We start from the raw sequence: 6,872 nt of genomic DNA on the forward strand, positions 1-6,872 counted from the left end.
GCGCCGCGTCGACGGCGGTCACCCGCTGCAGCCGCGACCGCTCGGCGCCGTCGGCGAAGGCCCACGCCGCGGCGAGCGCCGCGCGGGGGCGGCCGTCGTCGGGCGCGTCGAACAGGGGGAGGGCCACGGCGGCGCACTCCGCGGCGAACCGGGTCACGACCCGCAGGTCGGCCATGGTGAGGGTGACGTCCCCCGGTCCGATCCGTGCCATCGCAGCACCTTCCCGTGCCGCGCGCACCTCCGCCAGGACGGGCTCGTGCCGACGACGGTGGAAACGGGCTGCGCATGACCGGCCGCCACCACGAGAGCTGCCTCGGCGGCCCCCGCCGGACCGCCCGGAGAAGCTGCGCACCATCCTGCGCCGGCCCGTCGCCGACGCGTGATCACCGGTCGTGGAGCGGAGCGTTCGCGGGGCGGTCGCTGCCCTCCACACCCGGTGATCACGGGCGCTCAGGCCGGGCGGTACCGGTAGCGCGCCAGGTAGACGCAGTACCCGACGATCCCGGCGACCAGCAGCGCCAGCACCACCCAGACCGGTCCGACCGGCAGCCTCGGCGGATCGGTGCGGGTGGCGTACACCGCCGTCACCGGGACCACGGTGAGCAGGAACAGGGTCGCGCCGAAGGTCCGGCCCATGTCCTCGGCGAGCATGTGGCGCAGCCGCCCGATCCGCTGCGGCGCCGTCCAGTAGTCGCGGTGCGGCACCGACACCCGTGCCAGCGAGCCGGTCGCGACCAGGCGGTAGAGCCCGGCGCCGATCCCGGCGACGAGCAGCCCGAACAGCGTGCCGACCGTCAGGAACCAGGCGCGGCTGCCGAACGCTGTCGGCACGCCCGTGGGGTCGAAGTGCAGCGGCACCCGCTCCTCGGGGAGCTCACCGGCCGCCCACACCAGGGCGAACGCGTAGAACAGCGAGCCGGCGAGGAGCGGGAACCAGGGGCGCACCGCCCGGATCATTCCGGGTCGCCGGCCGGTCCGCGCGCCGTGGCGGGAGCGAGCCGGTCGAGCATCGCGGTCAGGGTCCGCCGGGCGCGGTCGACGGGTGCGCCGTGCAGCGCGACCTCCGTGCTGAGCCCCGCGGTCAGGGCGAGCAGGGCGTGCGCGTCGGTGTCGGGGTCGGCCGACCCGGCGTCGCCGACGACCCGGACGGCGAGGGCGCGGATCTCGTCGTCGCCGTCGGTGAGGATCGCCCGCGCGCGCTCGTCGACCTCGCGGGTGGCGAAGGCGGCGTGGATGCGCAGCGCGTCACGGGTCCGCGGGTGCCCACCGAGCAGCTCGTCGAGGATCGTCGCGAGGACGGTCCGGTCGCCGCCGCCCACAGCCCGGGCCCTGGTCTCGATCCGCTCCTCCATCTGCCGGTGCGACCGGTCCAGGGCGTGCAGCAGCAGTGCGTCCTTGCTGGCGAAGTAGTGCTGGACACGGCCCATCGAGATGCCGGCCTCGGCTGCGACCGAGCGCAGCGAGACCGCCTCGGCGCCCGACCGTGCGACGAGCGCGAGCACGGCGTCGGCGATCTCGGAGCGGCGGGTGTCGTGGTCGACGGAGCGGGGCACGACGCCACCGTAGCAATGCGGTCGCATTGACAACTTGTGTCGACCACTGTTGCAATGCGAGTGCATTGCAATCTGGGGAGGGCATGTGAAGACGGCACAGAACGTCGCCGGGTTCCTCGGGGTGGTCCTCGGCGTGATCCCGCTGCTGCAGTACCTGGTCACCGGCCGGATCGGCCTGTGGTCCTTCGTGGTCGGCGACGCGCCGGCACTGCCGTGGGCCTACCCCGCGGTCCTGCTCGTGGTCACCGCGGTCGTGGTCGTGGTGGCCGACCGGCGGGAGAAGGCGGGCTGACCCGGTCAGTCCTGTCGCGGCGAGCCGTAGCGCTCGACGGTGAACCCGAGCGGACGGTAGTGGTCCAGCCACCGGTCGGGAGCGGTGGTGGCGAAGACCGGGGCGACCGAGCGCAGCGTGGACACCGAGGCAGTCTGCCCGCATGCTCGGCGCCGTCGGGGACCTGCCGGTGAACCTGCACCGCTACGCGCAGGGCAGTCCTGAGATCACGCGCTACCTGATGTTCCGCGACCGGCTCCGCGCCCACGACGACGAGCGGGCGCGCTACGAGGGGCACAAGCGCGGCCTCACCGGACGGGAGTGGGCCGACATGAACCTCTACGCCGACGCCAAGGGTCCGGTCGTCGAGGAAGCCATCGGCCGGGCCGGCGGCCCGCCCCGGCCCTGACCCGCCGGCTCAGCCGCCGGGACGCCCCGCCCGCTCGGCGAGCATCCGCTCGGTCGCCGCCCGGACCTCGTCGACACCGATCTCCTCGACGCCGTCGGCGGTCACCGTGATCAGGTTCGGGAAGATCGCCCGGGTGAGGTCGGGGCCCGCGGTGGCGGTGTCGTCGTCGGCGGCGTCCCACAGCGCGTTGACCGCGAGCGCGATCGCGCCGGCCCGGTCGACGCCCGGATCGTGCCGCTTCTTCAGCGACGCCTCGGCGAACTGCGCGCCGGACCCGATGCCGACATAGCCGGACCGGGCGCGCTTGATGCTGCCGGTTGGGTCGTAGGTGACGATGCGGACCGGGTCGGGGTCGGTCGGGTCGTAGCCGACGAACAGCGGCAGCGCGACGAAGCCCTGCATCGCCGCGCCCAGGTTCTCCCGCACGATGCTCGACAGCCTGCGGACCTTGCCGTCCTGGCTGATCGGCGCGCCCTCGACCTTCTCGTACTGCTCCACCTCGGCCGCGAACATCGTCAGCATCTGCAACGCGTGCCCGACCGACCCGGCGAACCCGGCGGCGGAGGTGTCGTCGATGCCGACGACCTTCACCAGGTCCTTCTGTGCGATCAGGTTGCCGGACGTGGCGCGCCGGTCACCGGCGAGCAGCACACCGTCGGCCCAGGTCAGGGCGATGATCGTGGTGCCGTGCGGGACGTCCAGGTCGGCGGGGACCCGCTGGGCGGGGTCGCGCGGGAGGTGCGAGGGCAGCAGCTCGGGGGCGTGCGCACGCAGCTGCTCGAGGAACGAGGGTCCGGTCATGAGGGGGAGCGGGCTCCTTCGCACTGCGGGGCGGGGACGGGGCCGATCCTTCCCGTCCGCGGCGTCCCGGTCCACCCGCGGTGGAATGGCACACTCAGGGCGGTGAGCGCACGGAGCCGGGCCGAGTCCTTCTGCACACGCCACGGACTGCGGGTGCCCGTCCTGGAGGCCCCGATGGCCGGGGCCTGCCCACCGGAGCTGGCGGCCGCGGTCGCCGCGGCGGGCGGCATGGGTGCCGCGGGCGTCGTGAACGACACCCCGGAGGCGATCGCCGACTGGGCCGCCCGCTTCCGCGCGCTCGCCGGGACCGCGCCGTTCCAGCTCAACCTGTGGATCCCCGACCCGCCCGCCGACGACGACGTGGGCCTGCAGACCGCTTACCTCGACAGCCTGGGCGGCACACCCGCACCGGCCGGCGGCCCCGGACCGTCGTTCTCCGACCAGCTCGTCGCCGTCCTGGCCGCCCGGCCCGCGGTCGTCTCGACGATCATGGGGCTGTTCACGGCCGAGCAGGTCGCCGCGGTGCACGGTGCGGGCTGCGCCTGGTTCGCGACGGTCACGACCCGCACCGAGGCCATCGCGGCGGAGCGGGCGGGGGCCGACGCCGTCGTCGTGCAGGGCATGGAGGCCGGCGGGCACCGCGGGACCACCGACCCCGCCGACGCCGAGGCCGTCTCGGTCGGGCTGCTCGCGCTCGTCCCGTGGGTGGCCGACGCCGTCGGTGTCCCGGTGGTCGCCGCCGGTGCGATCGGGGACGGCCGGGCCCTGGCCGCCGCGCTCACGCTCGGCGCGAGCGCGGTGCAGGTGGGGACGGCGCTGCTGCGCTGTCCCGAGGCCGGGATCGACGACGGCTGGTCCGCCCGGCTCGACGGCCTCGACCCCACCGGCACGACGACGACCCGTGCCTACACCGGCCGGCTGGCCCGCGGCATCGCCACCGACTACGTCCGTGCCTGGACCGTGCCGGGCGCCCCGGCCCCGGCGCCCTACCCCCATCAGCGACGCCTGGTGGCCCGCTACCGCGCGGGCGAGCCCGGCGCGGTCGACCGGGTCAACCACTGGGCCGGGCAGGCCGCCGGACGTGCGACGACCGACCCGGCGTCCGAGGTCGTCGCCCGGCTGTGGCGCGAGGCGGACCCGCTGCTGCCGTGAGCCCGGCTCAGTCGCGGAAGGGGTCGACCATGTCGTCGAACTCGCCCTTCTTGGCACCGTCGACGAACGCGGAGATCTCGGCCGGGGTGTAGACGAGCACCGGGCCCTCGGGGTCGCGGGCGTTGCGGACCGCGACCTGGCCGTCGTCCAGGACGGCGAACTCCACGTTCTGCCCGTCGGCGGTCCCGCCGGCCGGGCGGCGCCACGTCACGGGGCCGAGATCCGCTGCGCGCGTGCCGTTCGGGTGGGGCATGGGGACCTCCGGGTGTGTCCGCTGCGTCCGTTTGACTGCGGAGAGTGTCGAAAGACTGTGCAAGCGATCTTGCATCCGCACGTGTCATCCGTGACGATGGAACCTCCGACACGCTGAGGGGGCCCGTGAATGCGCCGGTCGACGCACGGATCTGCCGCCGGGTGGCTGTCGTCGTGACCGCCGGACGGATGAACGAGGCCGGCGGACCCGATGTCCTCACGGTGACGTCCGTTCTCGACGGTCGTGCACACAAGGTGACCGACTCGGAACTCTGCGCACCGCACTCGATGCGGACCGGCCGGTATGCGGCCCTGTGTGGCCACCTGGTGTCCCCGGCCCCGCTGATCGACGTCGCCGGGACCCCGTGCGGCCGCTGCGTGCAGCTCGACCCGACGCCACCGGCGGAGGTGACGTCGCGGCGCCCCGCCCGCCGGCGCGGCTGGGGCCTGCGCCGGGTACTGCCGGCCTGAGTCGTCCGGTACCGGAGCGGGATCCGTCAGCGGGCGAGCCGCTCCGGGTCGGTCTGCTCGTGGCGGCGCAGCGGTCCCCGGGTGCGCCGCTCCAGGTAGCGGCGGCCCGAGCGGGTCAGCTTGCTGAGGGTGTTGGGGCCGCGGCGGCGCTCGACGGCGTCGCCGATCTTGCCCAGGAGCCAGGCCAGCAGCGGTGCACCGACCGCCAGGAGCAGCCATACGCGCAGGTGCCGGGAGAGCAGGGCCCACATGTCCGGACCGTCCTTTCACTGGGGGCGACGGAGGTGTCGTCGCCGGAGGCGCCGACAGTAGTGCGGCCCGCCCGGGTGCGCCCGCTGCGAGGTGACGGCCCGTGACCGACCTGCCACGGGATCGTTGTACGACTCGAGGGTGGGTCCGGCTGCCCCCGGCCGGGCGCCCGCTTCTGCGAGGAGGTACGCCCGTGTTCGCTCCGGGTTCCGGCAGCGTGGTGGTCGTCGCCGTCGCGCTGCTCGTCGTCGTCGCCGCCCTGGCCAGTCCCGCGGGTCGCCGTGCCGCGGTGGCCGCGCTCGGCTCGGTCGGACGCTGGCCCGCGCTGATCCGCGCGGAGATGCGCGGTGACGCGCCGCTGTCCGACGGGCGCGCCGACACCGCCGACGATCGTCGCTTCGACACCACGCCCGAGATGCCGGCGGTGCGTGCCGAACCGCTGCCGCCGACGTCCACGTTCCCGCAGGTGAGACGCCCGGGACGGTGATCATCGCCCGGTGTGGGAGACGGGACTGACGCCGGACGCCCCGGACGCGGTAAATTTTCTTTTACCAGCGGGAACCCCCGGCGCTCCCTCGGCGTTGCACACGTGTGAGGGCCTGCCAGAGGTGGGCCCCGCACACGTCCGTCGAGGAGGATCCAGGTGCGCTCCACGAGCAACCCGGCGTTCCGCAACCTGCCCACACAGAAGCAGGGCGGCTACGCCACGTTCGACCGCTCGGGTGGCGGCATGATGGGCGGGGGCGCCGCCATGGCCGGCTCCCAGTCGTCCTACGTCGACCCGACCCAGGCCACGCAGGACACGGGCCGGCCGATCACGGTCGACGACGTCGTCCAGAAGACCGCCATCAGCGCTGCCCTGGCTCTGGTCGCGGGCACCCTGACCGTGCTGTCGGGTCTCTACATCCTGGCGTTGCCCGCGTTCATCGTCGGGCTCGTCGTGTCCCTGATCGTCATCTTCAGGCAGAAGCCCAGCGCCGTCCTGACGCTGCTCTACTCCGGCTCGATGGGTGTCGCGCTCGGCGGCATCACCGGGTTCATGCAGATGGACCCGAACCTCCGGGGCATCGGCGTCCAGGCCGTGATCGGCACCGCCGGTGTGTTCTTCGGGATGCTGGTCGTCTACAAGACCGGTGCCGTCCGGGTCACCCCGCGGTTCACCAAGTGGATGATGGGCGCCCTGATCGGCGTCGTCGTCCTGATGCTGGCGAACCTGGTCGCGAGCTTCTTCACCGAGGGTGGCTTCGGCCTCCGTGACGGCGGCCCGCTGGCCATTCTGTTCAGCATCGTCGTGATCGGCGTGGCGGCGTTCAGCCTGCTGCTCGACTTCGACGCCGCGGACAACGCGGTCAAGGCCGGTGTTCCGGCGAAGTACTCCTGGTACCTCGCGTTCGGCCTGATGACCACGATCGTCTGGCTCTACATCGAGATCCTGCGCCTGCTCAGCTACCTGCGCCAGGACTGACCGGCCACCCACGACCCGGCCCGTGAGGGCCGGGTGCGGCCGGAATCGCCCCCTCCGGTCGCGCGCGCCGCGGACACCTCAGGTGTCCGCGGCGTCGTCGTGTCCGGGGGTGGCCCGGCGGGGCCGGGCCGGACGGGCGCACCGAACCGGACCAGCACGACGTCGCCGTCGGACAGGGCCGGGGACATCGACGGCCCCCGCACCGTCACCCTCCGCAGACGCATCACGGACTCCCTCCAGAGTGGATCT

General features: G+C 73.9%; 12 protein-coding genes. 6 read left to right on the forward strand and 6 right to left on the reverse strand.

The window, feature by feature from the left end; genetic code table 11:
- From NH602_RS26305 to NH602_RS26315, 3 genes are all read right to left on the reverse strand, one after another.
- On the reverse strand, positions 1-211 hold a 211-nt coding region (locus NH602_RS26305), incomplete at its 3' end, for a putative immunity protein (RefSeq protein WP_374210266.1).
- Positions 212-450: 239 nt separating this feature from the next.
- On the reverse strand, positions 451-945 hold the full coding sequence (locus NH602_RS26310; RefSeq protein ID WP_253069189.1) for a DUF1648 domain-containing protein: 495 nt from the start codon (positions 943-945) through the stop codon (positions 451-453).
- Positions 946-953: 8 nt separating this feature from the next.
- Positions 954-1,553: a TetR/AcrR family transcriptional regulator gene (locus NH602_RS26315; RefSeq protein WP_253069190.1), complete on the reverse strand. Its 600-nt coding sequence runs from the start codon at positions 1,551-1,553 to the stop codon at positions 954-956.
- Between the two features lie 85 nt (positions 1,554-1,638).
- Here NH602_RS26315 and NH602_RS26320 point away from each other — a divergent pair, with 85 nt between their 5' ends.
- Together NH602_RS26320 and NH602_RS26325 are read left to right on the forward strand one after the other, a co-directional pair.
- Positions 1,639-1,845 (forward strand): hypothetical protein, encoded by a 207-nt coding sequence (locus NH602_RS26320; RefSeq protein WP_179761045.1) that lies wholly within the window; start codon positions 1,639-1,641, stop codon positions 1,843-1,845.
- 142 nt (positions 1,846-1,987) lie between these two features.
- Positions 1,988-2,233, forward strand: coding sequence for a GrpB family protein (locus NH602_RS26325; RefSeq protein ID WP_253069191.1), 246 nt, complete (start codon positions 1,988-1,990; stop codon positions 2,231-2,233).
- A gap of 9 nt (positions 2,234-2,242) precedes the next feature.
- Here the strand turns inward: NH602_RS26325 and prcB are convergent, their stop codons facing one another.
- The gene (prcB, locus tag NH602_RS26330) at positions 2,243-3,034 is read right to left on the reverse strand and encodes a proteasome subunit beta (protein ID WP_179761043.1); all 792 of its coding nucleotides are present in this window, start codon (positions 3,032-3,034) and stop codon (positions 2,243-2,245) included.
- A 102-nt stretch (positions 3,035-3,136) separates the two neighbouring features.
- On the opposite strand from prcB, the gene NH602_RS26335 reads away from it, so the two are divergent.
- Entirely contained in the window at positions 3,137-4,186 is a 1,050-nt protein-coding gene (locus tag NH602_RS26335; RefSeq protein ID WP_073577671.1) for a nitronate monooxygenase family protein, read from the forward strand.
- Positions 4,187-4,193: 7 nt separating this feature from the next.
- Here the strand turns inward: NH602_RS26335 and NH602_RS26340 are convergent, their stop codons facing one another.
- Positions 4,194-4,397, reverse strand: coding sequence for a DUF397 domain-containing protein (locus NH602_RS26340; protein ID WP_373324078.1), 204 nt, complete (start codon positions 4,395-4,397; stop codon positions 4,194-4,196).
- 296 nt (positions 4,398-4,693) lie between these two features.
- On the opposite strand from NH602_RS26340, the gene NH602_RS26345 reads away from it, so the two are divergent.
- A complete protein-coding gene (locus NH602_RS26345) occupies positions 4,694-4,909 on the forward strand; it encodes a hypothetical protein (RefSeq protein WP_139282976.1) in 216 nt (71 codons plus the stop codon).
- Positions 4,910-4,935: 26 nt separating this feature from the next.
- Here the strand turns inward: NH602_RS26345 and NH602_RS26350 are convergent, their stop codons facing one another.
- Entirely contained in the window at positions 4,936-5,160 is a 225-nt protein-coding gene (locus tag NH602_RS26350; protein WP_062400338.1) for a hypothetical protein, read from the reverse strand.
- Positions 5,161-5,351: 191 nt separating this feature from the next.
- Here NH602_RS26350 and NH602_RS26355 point away from each other — a divergent pair, with 191 nt between their 5' ends.
- Both NH602_RS26355 and NH602_RS26360 read left to right on the forward strand, forming a co-directional pair.
- Entirely contained in the window at positions 5,352-5,645 is a 294-nt protein-coding gene (locus NH602_RS26355; RefSeq protein WP_253069192.1) for a hypothetical protein, read from the forward strand.
- A gap of 156 nt (positions 5,646-5,801) precedes the next feature.
- Positions 5,802-6,623, forward strand: coding sequence for a Bax inhibitor-1/YccA family protein (locus NH602_RS26360; RefSeq protein WP_073577675.1), 822 nt, complete (start codon positions 5,802-5,804; stop codon positions 6,621-6,623).
- Positions 6,624-6,872: the final 249 nt, after the last annotated feature.

The sequence above is a fragment of the Pseudonocardia sp. McavD-2-B genome, from assembly GCF_024124365.1.
Lineage (GTDB): Bacteria > Actinomycetota > Actinomycetes > Mycobacteriales > Pseudonocardiaceae > Pseudonocardia > Pseudonocardia alni.

Coding starts and splice junctions, on each gene's coding strand:
- NH602_RS26350 (WP_062400338.1), bottom strand. CDS start 5,160: ATGTGGGCCCTGCTCTCCCGGCACCTGCGCGTATGGCTGCTCCTGGCG.
- prcB (WP_179761043.1), bottom strand. CDS start 3,034: ATGACCGGACCCTCGTTCCTCGAGCAGCTGCGTGCGCACGCCCCCGAG.
- NH602_RS26325 (WP_253069191.1), top strand. CDS start 1,988: ATGCTCGGCGCCGTCGGGGACCTGCCGGTGAACCTGCACCGCTACGCG.